We start from the raw sequence: 14,452 nt of genomic DNA, 5'->3' as shown, positions 1-14,452 counted from the left end.
AAGGAAGAAGCAGGCGACCTATGGATCGTAGTTTAGTAGACTAACGCTACCCCGTCACCTGACCAAGACCAAGCTTCCGCGGGAGGAAATGAATATGCGAGCCCTCCAGTCCCTGACGCTGATCGTGGGCTGCATGATCCTGTCCGCCCAGGGGTTCGCCGCCGACCCCCGGCTCAACGCCAAGCATGTGAAGGCAGGGGTCACCTGCCACAACTGCCATGGGACCGAGAATCCGGACAAGGCGGCGGTCCCCGACAGCTCCTGCTACAACTGCCATGGGGACTATCCGGCGATGGCGGCCTACACCAAGGCCCTGCCGCTGAACCCCCATGCGCCCCTGAAGGCGGGCCACCCGGGGCCCTTCGCCTGCGTCGACTGCCACCGCCAGCACAAGCCGCCCGTCGTCAAGTGCTTGGAGTGCCACCCCGATTTCAAGCTGAAACCCCGGTAGCCCATGCGCATCGCCGTGCTCGGCCTCGGCAGGATGGGCGCCCCCGTGGCGCGGAACCTGGTCCAGCTCGGGCACGAGGTGATCCTGTACGACCGGGTGGGGGAGAAGGCGCTCCAGCTCGCGTCGGAAACGGGGGCCCGGGTCGGGGGCACGGTGGCCGAGGCGGCCGCCCGGGCCTCGGTGGCCCTCAGCCTGGTCCCGGACGACGAGGCGGAATGCGCCATCACCCTGGGGCCGGACGGGTTGGTCGCCCACCTTGCCGATGGCGCCGTCCACCTGTGCATGAGCTCCATCGGCATGGACACGTCCCGGCGGCTCGCCGTCGCCCATGAGGCGGCCGGGCAGGGTTTCGTGGCCGCCCCCATCCTGGGCAAGTCGGCCCTCGTCAGCGCCCGCCAGGGCTGGATCCTGGCCGCCGGGCCGGAACTCCACCTGAACCGCTGCATGCCCCTGCTGGAATCCCTGGCCAAGGGGGTCACCCGGGTCGGCACCCGGCCCGAGCTGGCCCATGTCCTGCGCCTGGGGGCCACGGCCATGACGGCGGCGGTGGTGGAGAGCCTCGCCGAGGCGCTGGCCGTGGGGGAGCGCGCCGGGATCCCCCCCGCCGAATACTTCCGGGTGCTCAATGGCGTCCTGTTCAAGTCCCCCCTGCTGGACGGACTGGGCGGGCTCATCGTCCGCCGGGACTTCGCGCCCACCGACCTCACCCTGGACCTGGCCGCCAAGGACCTCCGCCTGTGGCTGGACGCCGCGGTGGAGACGGGCGTGAGCGTGCCCGGGGCCCGCACCCTGGCCCGGGCCTTCGACGAGGCCTGCCGGCAGGGCTACAGGGGCCAGGACCTCACCGCCCTGGCCGCGGTGCGGCCGCCCGAACTGCCTGAGGCGGCCGAGCCGGTGCCGCCGGCGACCCTCCCCGCGCCGGCCCCCTGGCCGGAACCGCTCCCGCCCCCCCCCGCGCCGGCGCCGCCGCCGCCACCCCCTGCGCCCGAACCTCCGCCCCTCCGCCCCCTCCGCCCCCTCCGCCCCCTCCGCCCCCGCGCCGGAGCCGCCGCCCCCGCCCCCGCCCCCGCCCCCGCCTTCAGAGCGCCGGAATGGCTCGCACCGGAAGCGCCAGAACGGGGAGCGCAGGAAACCGGCGCCGCCGGCCCCGCCTGTCCCGACCCCGCCGGCTCCGCCTATCCCGGCGCCACCGGCCCCGCCTGTCCCGGTCCCGCCGGCTCCGCCTGTCCCGGCCCCGCCGGCTTCGCCTGTCCCGGTCCCGCCCCCCGTCCCCGAGCCGCCCCTCCCCGCCGCGCCGGAGCCGGCGAGGACCTGGGAGCCGTCCGCGGGCCCCACCTATCCGATCCGGGGCCCGGAGGGGACCCGGCAGGCGCCGGTGGGGCGGACCTCCCATTTCCAGGTGCACGGCGGGGTCGTGTGGGCCTGGGTGGACGGCGCGCGGGAAGCCACCTTCTGGACCACGCTGGGGGAGGTGGAGCAGGCCTTCGCGCACCTGCTCTTCGTGCGCCTCGAGGACGGCGTCCTCCTGAACCCGCTGGGCGTGAAGGAGATCAAGCCTCTGTTCCCGGGCCGGTCCCGGATCACCGTGGCGGGCGGGATCGTCTTCACCGCCGGGCGGGAGGCGACCAGGAACCTGAAGTTCATCCTCGGCGTGTGAGGGGGTGGCCATGATCGGAACGGCGGATCGGCGGGATGGGGACGGACGCGGGAGGCGTCCATGAGCGGAGGTTCCCGGCCCGTTGGCGTGATGCGGCTGGTGCTGCTCTATGCGGGCTTCAGCGCCCTCTGGATCCTCCTGTCGGACCAGGTCGTGTCCTTCCTCGTCCGGGACCCGGCCCGGCTCGCGCTGGTCAACACCCTCAAGGGCTGGCTCTTCGTGGGGGTGAGCTCCCTCCTCCTCTACCGGGGCATGGGGGGGCTGCCGGAGGGGGACGGCCCCCAGCGTCCCCGGGGCTGGCGGCGGATCTTCCAGCCCGCGGCCATGGCGGCCCTCGCCATCCTCCTCCTGGCCTGGTTCGGGGCCGGGGAGGCGATGCGCTACCAGGAGCGCAAGGAGGGCGCGCGCCTTCACGCCATCGCGGAGCTGAAGGCCCGGCAAACCGCAGAATGGATCCAGGAACGCACCGGCGACGCCGAATTCACGGCCTCCTCCTCCGTCTGGAGCGAAGCCTACCGGAAGTGGAAGGTGAAGGGGCTCGACGAGGGGCGTCAGCACATCATGGGCCGCCTGGAGGTCTACCGGGAGGCGCGAGGCTTCTCCTCCATGGGCGTCCTCGACGGCGGGGCGTGGGTCCTGCCCCAGCCCAGCCAGGACGTGGCCCCCGAGGTGGGGCAGGCGGCGGAGGCCTCGGCCCTGGACCAGCGGGTCCGGGTCGTGGGGCCCTACCGGGACGCCGGCGGCCGGCTCCACCTGGACTTCCTGGCGCCCCTGCGGGCCCCCGGCGGCGGGCGGGTGCCGGTGGTGGTCTTCGGGGCGGACATGGCGCGCCAGGTCCACGCGCGCCTGCAGGACTGGCCCTCGCCCTCCACCACGGGCGAGGCGATCCTCTTCCGCCGGGACGGGGACGACCTCCTGCCGCTCACGGACTCCCGCTTCCAGGAGGGCCTGGCCCTGAACCGCCGGTGGCCCCTCGCGACGTCGTCCCTGGTGGGCGCGCGCGTCCTGAGGGGCGAGGTGCGGCCCGGCACCTGGCTGAAGGGTCTGGATTTCCGGGACCGGGCCATCGCCGGCGTCGTGGTGCCGGTGGCCGGCACCGACTGGTTCCTCCTGGCCAAGATGGACCAGGAGGAGATCGTGGCCGCCAGCCGCAACCAGGTGGCCATCATCGGCCTCGCGGCGCTCCTGGGCCTGTTCCTCGTGGGCATCTCGGCCCACCTCTTCCGGCAGCAGCGCCTCATGGCTGACACCCGGCGGGAGCGCGCGGTCCAGGCGGAGCGCCTGCGGACCCTGCGCCTGCTGGACAGCATCGCCAGCGGGTCCAGCGATGCCATTTTCGCCTTCGACCGCCGGGGTCGGCGCCTGGTCTTCAACCCCGTCGCGGAGCGGGTCTTCGGGAAGCGGGAAGGGGATTCGGTGGATCCCGAGGCGGCCCGGGCCCTGGCGGCGGGAGAGGCGGTGCTCGTGCACGGCCGCACCGACACGGTGGAGGAGATCCTGCCCACCTCGGCCGGACCCCGCACCTTCCTGGTGACCCGGGGGCCCCTGCGGGAGGAGGAGGGTTCCATCACCGGCCACTTCGGCATCGCCCGGGACATCACCGAGCTCAAGTGGACCCAGCGGAGGCTGGCGGCCCAGAACCGGTTCCTGGAGCGCATCGTCGCCGGCGAGCCCATCCAGGCCCTGCTCGGGGCCGCCTGCGGGTTCGTGCGCGACCTGGCCCCCGACGCCATGGCGGGGATCCTGCTGGTGGACGAGGGGGCCGGGGGGCTGAAGTGGACGGCCTACGCGGGCCTCCCGCCGGGCCTCATCGAGGCCCGGCCCGTCATTCCTCTCCAGGCCGGGGCGGGGGCCGGGCCCTCGGGGCGCTGCGTCGCTGCGCAGGCCGACGTCGTGGTGGAGGATCTCATGACCGATCCCGCCTGCGACCTGGCCATGCGCCACCACCTGGGGTCGTACGGCATCCGGGCCGTGTGGGCCACGCCCATCCTCGCCGCCAACGGGCGCGTCCTGGGCGCCTTCACCCTCTACCGCGCCGCCCCCGGGAAGCCGTCGGAGCAGATGCGGACCCTCATGGCCACGGCGGCCCAGGTCACCTCGATCGCCCTGGAGCGGGACCGGGAGGAGCGCGCCCTGGTCGAGAGCGGCACCCGGTTCCGGCAGCTGTTCGAGGCCGCGCCCGTGCCCATGTGCCTTCTCGGCGAGGCCGGGCGGGTCACGGCCCTGAATTCCCAGTTCACCCGGACCTTCGGGTATTCCCTCGACGAGGTGCCCGCGCTGACGGATTGGCTCCACGCGTCCCGCCCCGGAGGGGCGGAGGCGGCCTGGACCCTCCGCACCGACCCGGGCAGCGGGATCCCCGTCCTGGAATCCACCGTCGCCTGCCGCGACGGGGGCCAGCGCACCGTCCTCGTCTCCGCGACGGCCCTGGGCGGCGAATCCCTGCTCACCCTGTCCGACATCACCGACTGGGTGCGCGCGGAGTCGGAACGCCAGCGCCTGCAGGAGGAGGTGCAGCAGGCCCAGAAGCTGGAGTCCATCGGGCGCCTCGCCGGGGGCGTGGCCCACGACTTCAACAACATGCTCGGGGTCATCGTGGCCAACGCCGACATGGGCATCCTGGCGAGCCCCCCGGGGCGGGCCCTGGACCGCTTCGAGGAGATCAAGAAGGCGGCGGTCCGTTCCACGGAACTCACCCGGCAGCTCCTGGCCTTCGCCCGCAAGCAGGCCACGTCGCCCAAGGTGCTGGACCTCAACCACGCCATCCCGGACATGATCCAGATGCTCACCCGTCTCATCGGGGAGAACATCACCCTGGACTACGGGCCCGCGGACGGCCTCTGGCGGGTCCGCATGGACCCCGCCCAGCTGGACCAGGTGCTGGCGAACCTGACCGTGAACGCCCGGGACGCCATCGCCGGCATCGGCCGCATGTGGATCCGGACCGAGAACGTGACGGTGCAGGCCGATCCCGCGCTGCCCCACCGGCCCGCCGGGGACTTCGTCGTCCTGGAGGTGGGGGACACGGGCTGCGGCATGGATCCGGAACAGCAGAAGCACATCTTCGAGCCCTTCTTCACCACCAAGGCCGTGGGGCGCGGCACGGGCCTGGGGCTGGCCACCGTGTACGGCATCGTGGAGCAGAACAGCGGCTTCATCGAGGTGGAGAGCGCCCCGGGCCGGGGCACCCGCTTCCGGGTCCACCTGCCCCGCTGCGGGGAGGCGGAGGCCGGCGAGGTCCTGCGCGAGGAGAAGGCTCCCGCACGGCGCGGGGGCGAGACGATCCTCGTGGTGGAGGACGAGCCGATGAACCTGGAGGTCGCCCAGATGCTGCTGGAGACCCTGGGCTACACCGTCCTCCCCGCCGCCACGCCCGCGGAGGCCCTGGCGATCATGGAGGGCCCGGTGGCCCTGGACCTGCTCCTCACCGACGTCATCATGCCCGGCATGAACGGCCGGGACCTGGCGGCCAAGGCCCGGGGGCTGAGGCCGGACCTGCGGGTGCTCTACATGTCCGGCTATACGGCCGACGTGATCGCCACCCAGGGGTCCATCCCGGAGGAGGTGCAGCTCCTGGACAAGCCCTTCACCCTGGAGGAACTGGCCGCCCGGGTCCGGGCCGTCCTGGACGCGCCGTCCGGGCTACCCCTCGCTTGAGCTTTCCTGGGAGACCAGCCAGCCTTCCACCTGCTCCGCGGGCATCGGCCGGCCCAGGTGGAAGCCCTGGGCGGAGGTGGCGCCGAACCGGCGGATCATCTCCAGTTCCGCGGGGGTCTCGACGCCCTCCACGGTGGTGGCGATGCCCAGCTCCCGGGTCATCTGGCAGAGCTTCTCGAGGATCACCTGGCCGGTGCGCGCCTGGGGCTCGCCGGAGAGCAGGCTGCGGTCGCACTTGATGCCGGCGACGGGGATGGCCGGCAGGACGCCCAGGGACGAGAACCCGGTGCCGAAGTCATCCAGGTAGGTCTGGATCCCCAGGGCCTCCAGGCGCAGCAGCACCTCGGCCAGGGGGCCGCGGTTGGCCACCATGGCGTGCTCGGTGATCTCGAGCTGGAGCCAGCCCGTGGGCAGGCCTTCCCGGGCCGCCGCCAGCCATTCGGGGAAATCCGGGTCCAGCAGCGTCCTCGGGCTCACATTGACGGCGATGCCCCGGCAGCCCGGAAGGCGCCTCGCCCAGCCGCGGGAGCGGCGGATGGCCGATTCCAGCACGATCCGGTCGGCCATGGGGGTGATGCCCCGGCGGTCGCAGGCGAGGAAGAACGTCTCCGGATGGATCGGGCCCAGGTCCGGATGGCGGGGGCGCAGGAGGGCTTCGAACCTCACGCCCGGGCGTTCAGGCAGGAGGGAGAAGATGGGTTGGAAGTGCATTTCGAACTGGGTTTCGGCCAGGATGGCCTCCGCGCGTTCGGCCACCCTGCTCAGTTCCTCGCGCTGGGTTCCGGTCCGGGAGGCGCTGCTCCGGAGGAGGGCGTGGGCCTGGTCGAAGACCTCCCGCCGGGCGCGCTCCGCCCGCATGGACAGCCACTGGTCCAGGCCCACCACCGCCGCGAAGAAGGCCACGCCGACGAGGGTGGACACCGCGTCCGGGAGCATCGGCCGGGGGTCGGAATGGAGGGGAATGGCCGCGCAGAGGGTCCGGTGCAGGAGCACGACCAGCACGGCGGCGGTCACCTTGCCGTTCCAGGAGAGGGTCCGGGGGGATCGCCCCCGGAACCCCCGGTGGTTGCGGTGGAGCATGGCCAGCCCGCCGGCGATGGCGGCGGACAGGAGGAAGGCCAGGAGGAGCTTGGGGAAGATGACCCCCCCGGGGCGGGCGCCGAAGGCCGAGGCCGCCAGCACGTGCACGCTGAGGACCCCCCCGCTGAGGCCGAACGCGCCGACCCAGGCGCGCCCCACGGCCTGGGTGCCCACGAACAGGGGGAAGATGGCCTGGGCGAGCACCAGCATCGCCGCCAGGGCCAGGAGGGCGGGGCCCAGGTGGACCGTGGCCAGCCGGGCCCAGGGATACATGGCGTAGCCCGCCATGTCGAGGGCCCAGACCAGGAACCCCAGGTAGAGGGCGCCCCGGAGGAGGCCGGTCCGGCGTTCCACCGGCTCGATGTGCTGGGAGGCGTGCTCGACCAGCCGCTGGCAGGCCTGGACCACCAGCAGCGCGAAAACGAAGAACCCCAGGGCCAGAAGCCCATCCTTCGGGGGGGTGCCTCCCAGGAGGCCAGGGGAAACCATGGATATTTATACCTGTGTGAAAAGGTCGACTGGACGAGGTCCGGACAGACGGATTTAGCGTCCATGCTAGCCTGGAATACCCATCAATTGAAGAAGATTGCGTAGGTTGACCCCGGCGCGGGCGCGGATTTGATGATATTTATACCCGGGTTATTTGCTTGGGGTTTAATCCGGGCGATAATAGGCGCGGAGGCACCCATGAACGACCCCGGCCAGCCGACCTTTACGGCCTTCACGGGCACCCTGCGCCTCGCCAACGGGGGGCTGGAGACCGTGATGCAGGGCCTGCGCGCCTGGCGCGCGGAGCACCCGGGGCGGCCCTGGGTCGTGGTGCGGGACGATACCGGGCAGGTGACGGACCTGGATCCGGACCAGCCCTTGCCGCCCATGGCGGGGCCGGCGGTCCCGGAACCCGCCCCCCCCGGCGGCGCCCCCCGGGGCGTCCGTGGGCGCCCGCGCCTGGGGGTGGTCGCCCGGGAGGTGACCCTCCTGGAGGCCCACTGGACCTGGCTCAAGGCCCAGCCGGGCGGAGCCTCCGCGACCCTCCGGCGGCTCGTCGAGGCCGCCAGCCACGCCCCGGATCCCCGGGAAACCGTCCGCCTGGCCCAGGCGCGCACGGCCCGGGCCATGGCCAGCCTCACCGGCGACTTGCCGGGCCACCGAGAGGCCCTGCGGGCCCTCCAGGCCTCCGACGCCACGGCTTTCCGCGTCCACGTGCGCACCTGGCCCCCCGACCTGCGGGACTACATCTTCCGCCTCGCCGCGCCCGCGTTCCCGGGCGGCATGCGGGCCTGAGGCTAAAGCGTCCCGATCAGCGCGTGGAGGCCGTTCCAGATGATCTGGACGCCGATGGCCAGCAGCACGAAGGCGGAGAGCTGGGAGACGGTGGCGGCGCCGGTGGTGCCCATCCGGCGGATCACGGCGGCGGCGAACCGGTAGAAGATGAAGACCGACGCGGCGGCCAGGGCGATGCCCCCGGTCACGGCCAGGTACTGGACCAGGACGGGCGGTTCGAAGACGTTGCCGGAGGGCACCAGGCTGAGGGTGACGGCGATGGCGCCGGGGCCGGCGGTGACGGGCAGGGTCAGGGGGAAGAACGCCTTGTCCCGCATGCTGGAGCGGATCTCCTCGCGCTCCGTGTCGCTCATGCGCGGATCCTTGTTCAGCATGTGCCAGGCGGAGTGGAAGAGCAGGAGGCCCCCCGCCACGCTGATGACGGGGATGGAGATGCCCAGCAGCTTCAGGGCCCAGCCCCCGAGGAAGAGGAGGGCGGTCAGGAGCGTGAAGGTGTGCGTGCCGATGAGCCGCGCGAGGCGGTTCCGCTCCTGGTCGGAGACCCCGCTCGTCAGATTCAGGAACACCGGGGCCATGGCCGGCGGATTCAGGATCGGAAAGAGGGCCAGGAAGGTGAAGAAGGTCCGGTTGAGCAGGTCGGGCATGGAAGTTCCGTGTCGCAGGCGGCCTGCGCTTCCGTGGAAGGGGGACGAGGGCTACTTGCCCCGGTTGGAGGAGCGGGTGTGGCCCTGGACGGAGGACTTCTCCGCGGAACGGGCGCTGGGCTTGGTGCCCCGGGGACCGAGCACGGACGCCTTGGTCAGGGTCGGCACATGGGTCTCCGCGTGCGTTTCGGTCTTCTGCGTGGGCAGCTTGCCCAGGAGGCCAGCGGTGATGGAAGGATCGGGCTTGGACACGGCGGCGCCTCATTGGAAAGGAGCGGGGAGCGGGTGCCGGGGGTGCCGGAATCCGTCCTCTCTCTCCAGAATAGCACCGCTCGCCCCTGTCCGCCCGTCCTGCCGGGGCCAGCCTTCAGCGCGCGGCGGTGCCGGTGTGGAGGGCCACGATGCCCCCGGTGAGGTTCTTCCAGGCGACGTCCTGGAAGCCCGCGCGGCGGAGTTCCTCCGCCAGGGCCGGCTGGTCCGGGAAGGCGCGGATGCTCTCCGGCAGGTAGGTGTAGGCGCTCCGGTCCCCGCTGATCCAGCCGCCGATGGCGGGGAGGATGCGCAGGCTGTAGAGGTCGTAGAAGGCCCGAAGCCAGGCGAACCGGGGCCGGCTGAACTCCAGCACCGTGAGCCGGCCGCCGGGCTTGAGCACCCGGTTGAACTCCCGGAAGGCCCGGTCCCGGTCCTCCACGTTGCGGATGCCGTAGCAGATGGTGACCCCGTCGAAGGAGGCGTCCCGGAAGGGGAGCTGCTGGGCGTCGGCGCCCACGGAGGCCCAGATGAGGTCGGCCCGCCCCTTGCGCCGGAACTTGGCCGGACCGAGGCGGAGCATGGCCTGGGTGAAATCCGTGGAGATGACCTCGGCGCCCCGGCGGGCGAGAGCAAGGGAGGAGTCGCCCGTGCCAGCGGCCACATCCAGGTAGCGGCGGCCCGGAGCGGCGCCGGAGACCCGCGCCATGCGGGCCCACCAGTAGAAATCCGTGCCCAGCGAGAGGACGTGGTTCAAAAGATCATATTTCCCGGCAATGCCGGAAAACATGGCCTGCACGCGCGTTCCCTGGGGCATGACGGTCTCCTCCTTCACATGATCCACGGTCCGCGCCCCGGGGGACAGCCCGTCCGGGTAAACTTGATCTTTCATAGGCACGGATGTACGCATCCCCCCCTTGGAGGATTCATGGAAGGCATGACCAGCGACAAGCTCTTCGGCGGCAGTTTCCTCATCTCCCCGATCGGCTCCCAGCCCCAGTTCACGCCCGAGGAACTGAGCGACGAGACCAAGGCCATCGGCGAAGCGGCCCGCGACTTCATGGAGGGCGAAGTCCTCCCCGTGGAGAGCGCCCTGGACCAGGTGGACCTGGACCTCAGCCGGAGCCTGCTGCAGAAGGCCGGCGAACTGGGCCTCCTGAGCCTGGAGATCCCGGAAGCCTACGAAGGCATGGACCTGGACAAGAAGACCGGCCTGGTCCTCCTGGAGGAGATGGGCAAGCAGGCCTCCTGGTCCGTCAGCTACGGGGCCCACACGGGCATCGGCACCCTGCCCATCGTCTACTTCGGCTCCCCCGAGCAGAAGGCCAAGTACCTGCCCGCCCTCGCCTCCGGCGAGAAGCTGGCCGCCTACGCCCTCACCGAGGCCGGCTCCGGGTCCGACGCCATGGGCGCCAAGACCACGGCCGTCCTGGACGGGGACCACTGGGTGCTCAACGGCTCCAAGATGTGGATCACCAACGCCGGCTTCGCCGACGTCTTCATCGTCTTCGCCAAGGTGGACGGCCGCAAGTTCAGCGCCTTCATCGTCGAGAAGGAGGACGCGGGCTTCTCCACCGGCGCCGAGGAGCACAAGCTGGGCATCAAGGGCTCCTCCACCCGCGCCCTGGTGCTGGACAACGTCCGCATCCCCAAGGATCGCCTCCTGGGCGAGGTGGGCCGCGGGCACCGCATCGCCTTCGGCATCCTGAACATCGGCCGCTTCAAGCTGGGCGCCGGCTGCACCGGCACCGCCAAGCAGGTGCTGGCCTACACCATCAAGTATTCCGGCGAGCGCCAGCAGTTCGGCAAGCCCCTCCACGCCTTCGGCCTCATCCAGGCCAAGCTGGCCGACATCGCCACCCGCATCTTCGTGGGCGAGGCCATGAACTTCCGCACCATCGGGTACGTGGACGAGGGCATGGGCGCCATCAGCTGGGACGACGCCGGCGCCGCCAAGGCCAAGCTGGACATCATGGACGAGTACGCCATGGAGGCCAGCATCGCCAAGGTCTGGGGCTCGGAGGCCCTGTTCTGGAGCGCCGACGACGCCGTCCAGGTCTTCGGCGGCTACGGCTTCTCCACCGAGTACCCCCCCGAGAAGATCTACCGCGACAACCGCATCAACCGCATCTTCGAGGGCACCAACGAGATCAACCGCATGATCATCGCGGGCGCCCTGTTCAAGCGCGCCGGCAACGGCACCCTGGCCCTGCGCAAGGACGTGGGCGACGTGCCCGTCCGTCCCGAGGGCCCCCTCGCCGGCAGCCGCCACGCCGTCGAGCTGGGCAAGCGCCTCTGCGCCTACGCCTCCGCCGCCGCCCTCGAGGTCGCCGGCCAGAAGCTCATCGAGAACCAGGAAGCCTCCGCCCGGGTCGCGGACATGCTCACCGAGATCTACGCCATGGAGAGCGCCGTGGGCCGCGCCCACAAGATGGCCGCGGACGGCCACCGCTGGGCCGGTCTGGCCGCCCAGTTCGCCGACAGCTACGTCAACGAGAACTGGCACAAGGTGCAGGTCAACGCCCGCATGCTCCTGGCCGAGGTCCTGGAAGGGGAGGCCCTGACCGCCGCCATCCGGGACCTGGAGGCCTTCGGCGGCTTCGTGCCCCAGGCCAGCTCCCGCCTCCGCGGCGCCATCGCCGCCCAGCTCATCGAGAAGGGGTCGTACCCCATCGTCCAGTACTGAGCCGGTCCTGACCTCCGCCCCGCTGGACGAACACTCGGTCAGCGGGGCGGAGCCGCGTCCGGGGGGTGGAACCGGCCCCGGGATGGGTCCATAGTGGGGACGTCCAGGAGGAGGGACCCATGGCCGCCTTCCACCTTTGCCGTTGCTGGCCCGTCGCCGTCCTCGTCGCCGGAATCGCCGCCCAGGCGCAGCTCGTGCGCCCGCCCTGGGCGGCGGGCACCCCGTACCGGGCGGGGGATCTGGTCGCCTACCTGGGCGTGGACTACCGCTGCCTCCAGGCCCACCTGGCCCGGACGGGCCTGGAGCCGCCCGCGGCCCCCCAGCTCTGGCGGGTCTTCACCGCGCCCGAGGCCACGCCTCCGGCCGTGCCCCGGGGCCTGGCGGCGACCGCCGACGGGCCGGCCCGGATCCTGGTGACCTGGGGGCCGGTGGAGGGGGCCCAGAGCTACGACCTCCAGGTGGACGGGACCCTGCGCTCCGGCATGAAGAGCCCCTTCGTGCACGCGAACCTGGCGCCGGGCTCCAGTCACACCTACCGGGTGCGGGCGGTGAACGACGCCGGTCCCGGGGCCTGGAGCGAGGCCGTCCAGGCCGCCACCGAGCGCCGGTCCCCGGGCTCGCGGACCCCTTGATTGCCTCGAAAAGCTTGAAATGCAAGCGCCTGGCTGGGAATAATCATTGGCGAACGGTCGACGGTGTGGGAAAATCATGATGAATCCGCTCCTGATCGGCGGGTTCATCCCTTCTCAAAGGAGGTCACATGAAACGGACGACCTTGCTGGGCCTCGGTTTATGCCTGGCTGCCAGCGCCCTGGGCGCGGAGGAGGGCCAGAAGTGGGTGGGACTCATCGGCGGCTATGACCGGCAGATGTACGCCAGCCGCCGGGTCCAGGACAACTCCATCTGGGGCGCCACCTACGGCACCTGGCTCACCAACCGCTGGGGCTACGACGTGTCCGTCCTGGGCACCCAGTTGATCGGCAAGCATTTCAAGGCTGACGCCATGGAATACCACGGCCAGCTGTCCGCCCTCTTCAACCTCGCCCCCTCCGCCCGCACCTGGGTCCCCTACCTGCGGGCCGGCGCCGGCGCCACCCAGGTGGAGGCGCCCTGGTCGTACAAGGAAGGCACCACGACCCGCCTGAGCTTCAACGGCGGCATCGGCGTCCAGGGGAACCTCGCCGAGCATCTGCTGCTCGGCTTCGAGGCCCGGGGCCAGCGCATCTACACCCAGGTCCACGCCAACGAGATCCTGGGCCTGGTGACCCTCGGCTACCGCTGGGGCGGCAAGGCCGCGCCCATGGCGGCGCCCGCGCCCGCCCCAGCGCCCGCCCCCGTGCCGCCGCCCCCGCCGGTGGAGGAGAAGCCCGTGCCGCCGCCCCCGCCACCTCCGCCCCCCGTGGAGGAGAAGCCCGTGCCGCCGCCGCCTCCCCCGCCGCCCCCGGCCCCCGCGCCCATGAAGATCACCCTCGACAACGCGGTCCTCCACTTCGCCAACGGCAGCAACGTCCTCCCCGCCAAGGGCGTGGCCGCCATCCAGGAAGTCGCCGCGAAGCTCAAGACGTTCAAGGGCGAATACACCCTCCACGTCACCGGCCACACCTCCTCCGTGGGCAAGGCCGCCTTCAACAAGGCCCTCAGCAAGCGCCGGGCCGACGCGGTCGCCAAGGTGCTCGTGGCCTCCGGCATCCCCGCCGCCAGCGTCACCACCGCCGGCGTGGGCCCCGACGAGCCCATCGGCGACAACAAGACGGCCGAAGGCCAGGCCCGGAACCGCCGGGTGGAGATCGACGTGAAGGTCAAGGGCGCCCAGGTGGAGACCCGCACCCTCACCACCGATCTGGAAGAGGGCAAGGCCAAGAACTGAGCGGCCCTCCGCCCACCTCCGCGCCCCGCCCGGACCTACGCCGGGCGGGGCGCGGCCGCGCGGGGGCGGGCCTGCGCCGGTCTCACTTCCGGAAGGTGAACCACACGGCGCCCATGAGGCAGAGGCCGGCCCAGGCGTGGTTCAGGGTGAGGCGCTGGCGCATGTAGACCACGGCGAAGACGGCGAACACGGCCAGGGTGACGCCCTCCTGGATGACCTTGAGCTGGGGCAGGGTGTAGCGGCCGAACCCGATGCGGTTGGCGGGGACCATGAGCATGTATTCGAAGAAGGCGATGCCCCAGCTGGAAAGGATGGCCCAGAGCAGTGGCGTGTCCTTCTGGGTGCGCAGGTGGCCGTACCAGGCGAAGGTCATGAAGACGTTGCTGAAGACCAGCAAGGTGATGGGGAGCCAGGTTCGGACCTGCATGGTGCGCCTCTCGATCCTTCGAGTCTACCCTTCGGCTACCCGCCGGAGGGGAGGCGGGCTATGCTGGGCTTTTCCAAGGAGCAGCCATGCGCGCAATCCTGTTGGCGACCCTCGCTTCCGTGGCCCTGTGCGGCCAGTCCATGGACGACCTCAAGGCCGCCGCCAAGGCCAAGGCGGACCAGAAGGTCGAAGAGACCAAGGCGAAGGCGGACAAGAAGGCTGAAGAAGGGAAGGCCAAGGCCGAGGCCAAGGTGGACAAGGCCAAGGCGAAGGCCGAGAAGAAGGCCGGCGAAGCCCCCGTGGGCGGCGACACCGCCAAGGCCGCCGTGGCCGCCGGGGAGGCCAAGGCCAAGGCCGCGACCGCGAAGGGCGGCTCCAAGGCCAAGAAGGCCACCGCCAAGACCGCGGACAAGGCCAAGGAGAAGACGGAGAAGGCCCTGAAGTAGTCAG

General features: G+C 71.6%; 13 protein-coding genes. 8 read left to right on the top strand and 5 right to left on the bottom strand.

Annotated elements, in window-relative coordinates; genetic code table 11:
• Nucleotides 1-94 precede the first annotated feature (94 nt).
• From R2J75_RS15485 to R2J75_RS15475, 3 genes are read left to right on the top strand one after another with little or no spacing between them, the layout of a single operon-like run.
• On the top strand, nucleotides 95-451 hold the full coding sequence (locus R2J75_RS15485; protein WP_243346905.1) for a cytochrome c3 family protein: 357 nt from the start codon (nucleotides 95-97) through the stop codon (nucleotides 449-451).
• A 3-nt stretch (nucleotides 452-454) separates the two neighbouring features.
• Entirely contained in the window at nucleotides 455-2,122 is a 1,668-nt protein-coding gene (locus R2J75_RS15480; RefSeq protein ID WP_316410534.1) for an NAD(P)-dependent oxidoreductase, read from the top strand.
• A 46-nt stretch (nucleotides 2,123-2,168) separates the two neighbouring features.
• Nucleotides 2,169-5,765 (top strand): ATP-binding protein, encoded by a 3,597-nt coding sequence (locus R2J75_RS15475; RefSeq protein ID WP_316410533.1) that lies wholly within the window; start codon nucleotides 2,169-2,171, stop codon nucleotides 5,763-5,765.
• On the opposite strand, the gene R2J75_RS15470 is transcribed toward R2J75_RS15475, so the two are convergent.
• Nucleotides 5,751-7,334 carry an EAL domain-containing protein gene (locus tag R2J75_RS15470; RefSeq protein WP_243335900.1) on the bottom strand — a complete coding sequence of 528 codons (1,584 nt, stop codon included), beginning with the start codon at nucleotides 7,332-7,334 and terminating at the stop codon, nucleotides 5,751-5,753. The two genes, R2J75_RS15475 and R2J75_RS15470, sit on opposite strands and share 15 nt — an antisense overlap.
• A 198-nt stretch (nucleotides 7,335-7,532) precedes the next feature.
• Between R2J75_RS15470 and R2J75_RS15465 the strand changes: the two genes are divergently transcribed.
• Nucleotides 7,533-8,129, top strand: coding sequence for a DUF2239 family protein (locus tag R2J75_RS15465; protein ID WP_243335903.1), 597 nt, complete (start codon nucleotides 7,533-7,535; stop codon nucleotides 8,127-8,129).
• A gap of 2 nt (nucleotides 8,130-8,131) precedes the next feature.
• On the opposite strand, the gene R2J75_RS15460 is transcribed toward R2J75_RS15465, so the two are convergent.
• The 3 genes from R2J75_RS15460 to ubiE all read right to left on the bottom strand — a co-directional run bounded on the left by R2J75_RS15460 (nucleotide 8,132) and on the right by ubiE (nucleotide 9,839).
• Nucleotides 8,132-8,773, bottom strand: coding sequence for a MarC family protein (locus R2J75_RS15460; RefSeq protein ID WP_243335905.1), 642 nt, complete (start codon nucleotides 8,771-8,773; stop codon nucleotides 8,132-8,134).
• A 51-nt stretch (nucleotides 8,774-8,824) separates the two neighbouring features.
• Nucleotides 8,825-9,025, bottom strand: a complete 201-nt coding sequence (locus tag R2J75_RS15455) for a hypothetical protein (RefSeq protein WP_243335907.1) — start codon at nucleotides 9,023-9,025, stop codon at nucleotides 8,825-8,827.
• A gap of 115 nt (nucleotides 9,026-9,140) precedes the next feature.
• The gene (gene ubiE, locus R2J75_RS15450) at nucleotides 9,141-9,839 is read right to left on the bottom strand and encodes a bifunctional demethylmenaquinone methyltransferase/2-methoxy-6-polyprenyl-1,4-benzoquinol methylase UbiE (protein ID WP_243335909.1); all 699 of its coding nucleotides are present in this window, start codon (nucleotides 9,837-9,839) and stop codon (nucleotides 9,141-9,143) included.
• 111 nt (nucleotides 9,840-9,950) lie between these two features.
• Here ubiE and R2J75_RS15445 point away from each other — a divergent pair, with 111 nt between their 5' ends.
• The 3 genes from R2J75_RS15445 to R2J75_RS15435 all read left to right on the top strand — a co-directional run bounded on the left by R2J75_RS15445 (nucleotide 9,951) and on the right by R2J75_RS15435 (nucleotide 13,575).
• Nucleotides 9,951-11,708: an acyl-CoA dehydrogenase family protein gene (locus R2J75_RS15445; RefSeq protein WP_279342131.1), complete on the top strand. Its 1,758-nt coding sequence runs from the start codon at nucleotides 9,951-9,953 to the stop codon at nucleotides 11,706-11,708.
• Between the two features lie 119 nt (nucleotides 11,709-11,827).
• Nucleotides 11,828-12,340: a carbohydrate-binding protein gene (locus tag R2J75_RS15440; RefSeq protein ID WP_243335911.1), complete on the top strand. Its 513-nt coding sequence runs from the start codon at nucleotides 11,828-11,830 to the stop codon at nucleotides 12,338-12,340.
• Between the two features lie 128 nt (nucleotides 12,341-12,468).
• The gene (locus R2J75_RS15435; protein ID WP_316410532.1) at nucleotides 12,469-13,575 is read left to right on the top strand and encodes an OmpA family protein; all 1,107 of its coding nucleotides are present in this window, start codon (nucleotides 12,469-12,471) and stop codon (nucleotides 13,573-13,575) included.
• Between the two features lie 82 nt (nucleotides 13,576-13,657).
• Here R2J75_RS15435 and R2J75_RS15430 read toward each other — a convergent pair whose 3' ends face one another.
• On the bottom strand, nucleotides 13,658-14,002 hold the full coding sequence (locus R2J75_RS15430; protein WP_243335707.1) for a DMT family protein: 345 nt from the start codon (nucleotides 14,000-14,002) through the stop codon (nucleotides 13,658-13,660).
• A gap of 86 nt (nucleotides 14,003-14,088) precedes the next feature.
• Here R2J75_RS15430 and R2J75_RS15425 point away from each other — a divergent pair, with 86 nt between their 5' ends.
• Nucleotides 14,089-14,448: a hypothetical protein gene (locus R2J75_RS15425; protein ID WP_243335709.1), complete on the top strand. Its 360-nt coding sequence runs from the start codon at nucleotides 14,089-14,091 to the stop codon at nucleotides 14,446-14,448.
• Nucleotides 14,449-14,452: the final 4 nt, after the last annotated feature.

Source organism: Mesoterricola sediminis (assembly GCF_030295425.1).
Classification (GTDB): domain Bacteria; phylum Acidobacteriota; class Holophagae; order Holophagales; family Holophagaceae; genus Mesoterricola; species Mesoterricola sediminis.
The sequence above is the reverse complement of the archived record's forward strand: the minus strand, read 5'-3'. Positions and strand labels throughout refer to the sequence as shown.

What these genes read in the sequence shown, in the direction of transcription:
- R2J75_RS15435 (WP_316410532.1), top strand. Translation starts at nt 12,469, where the DNA reads ATGAAACGGACGACCTTGCTGGGCCTCGGTTTATGCCTGGCTGCCAGC.
- R2J75_RS15465 (WP_243335903.1), top strand. Translation starts at nt 7,533, where the DNA reads ATGAACGACCCCGGCCAGCCGACCTTTACGGCCTTCACGGGCACCCTG.
- R2J75_RS15475 (WP_316410533.1), top strand. Translation starts at nt 2,169, where the DNA reads ATGAGCGGAGGTTCCCGGCCCGTTGGCGTGATGCGGCTGGTGCTGCTC.
- ubiE (WP_243335909.1), bottom strand. Translation starts at nt 9,839, where the DNA reads ATGCCCCAGGGAACGCGCGTGCAGGCCATGTTTTCCGGCATTGCCGGG.
- R2J75_RS15445 (WP_279342131.1), top strand. Translation starts at nt 9,951, where the DNA reads ATGGAAGGCATGACCAGCGACAAGCTCTTCGGCGGCAGTTTCCTCATC.
- R2J75_RS15425 (WP_243335709.1), top strand. Translation starts at nt 14,089, where the DNA reads ATGCGCGCAATCCTGTTGGCGACCCTCGCTTCCGTGGCCCTGTGCGGC.
- R2J75_RS15470 (WP_243335900.1), bottom strand. Translation starts at nt 7,334, where the DNA reads ATGGTTTCCCCTGGCCTCCTGGGAGGCACCCCCCCGAAGGATGGGCTT.
- R2J75_RS15460 (WP_243335905.1), bottom strand. Translation starts at nt 8,773, where the DNA reads ATGCCCGACCTGCTCAACCGGACCTTCTTCACCTTCCTGGCCCTCTTT.
- R2J75_RS15440 (WP_243335911.1), top strand. Translation starts at nt 11,828, where the DNA reads ATGGCCGCCTTCCACCTTTGCCGTTGCTGGCCCGTCGCCGTCCTCGTC.
- R2J75_RS15430 (WP_243335707.1), bottom strand. Translation starts at nt 14,002, where the DNA reads ATGCAGGTCCGAACCTGGCTCCCCATCACCTTGCTGGTCTTCAGCAAC.
- R2J75_RS15480 (WP_316410534.1), top strand. Translation starts at nt 455, where the DNA reads ATGCGCATCGCCGTGCTCGGCCTCGGCAGGATGGGCGCCCCCGTGGCG.
- R2J75_RS15485 (WP_243346905.1), top strand. Translation starts at nt 95, where the DNA reads ATGCGAGCCCTCCAGTCCCTGACGCTGATCGTGGGCTGCATGATCCTG.